Origin of the sequence: Kluyvera georgiana ATCC 51603 (assembly GCF_001654985.1) — a bacterium.
GTDB classification, from domain to species: domain Bacteria; phylum Pseudomonadota; class Gammaproteobacteria; order Enterobacterales; family Enterobacteriaceae; genus Kluyvera; species Kluyvera georgiana.
In genome coordinates this window covers 1-742 of sequence record NZ_LXEU01000133.1, presented here as the reverse complement: position 1 = coordinate 742, position 742 = coordinate 1, and the positions used below count along the sequence as shown (strand labels likewise).

At 58.1% G+C, this 742-nt stretch carries 1 pseudogene; it reads left to right on the top strand.

Going from position 1 to position 742, the window contains the following annotated elements:
- Nucleotides 1-742 (top strand): annotated as a pseudogene (locus tag M989_RS25765) (calcium-binding protein); the annotation flags it as partial.

Sequence of the window (742 nt, the reverse complement as noted above, 5' to 3'; positions counted from 1 at the left end):
CAGCCAGCTACCAGCGTGTCAGCATCACCCTCGACGACCAGACCCTGTCCATGGCTGATCTCACCGCCATGGGCTTCCCCGTCTACGGTACCTACGGCAATGACACCCTCAGCGGCTGGAATAACGCCGATACCCTCTATGGTTATGCCGGCAACGACAGCCTGAGCGGCTATGATGGCAATGACATTCTCGACGGAGGTGCCGGCAACGACTCCCTTAATGGCAATAACGGCAATGACACCCTCGACGGCGGCACCGGCAACGATAAACTCTCTGGTGGCAGCGGCGACGATACCTATGTCTTTAATAAAGGCCACGGTCACGACACCGTTTCTGACTCTGCTACCTCCGCCATCAACACCCTTGTGTTCCAGGGGGCTACCGCCGCCGACCTCGTCATGCAAAAGTCCGGTTACGACCTGATCATTCACGCCTACGGCACTGACGATACCGTCACCCTGCCCGATTATTTCCGCTCTGCCAGCTACCAGCGTGTCAGCATCACCCTTGATGACCAGACCCTGTCCATGGATGATCTCACCGCCATGGGCTTCCCCGTCTACGGGACCGACGGCAATGACACCCTCAGCGGCTGGAATAACGGCGATACCCTCTACGGCTATGCCGGTAACGACTCCCTTAACGGCAACAACGGCAATGACACCCTCGACGGCGGCACCGGCAACGATAAACTCTCTGGTGGCAGCGGCGACGATACCTATGTCTTTAATAAAGGCCACGG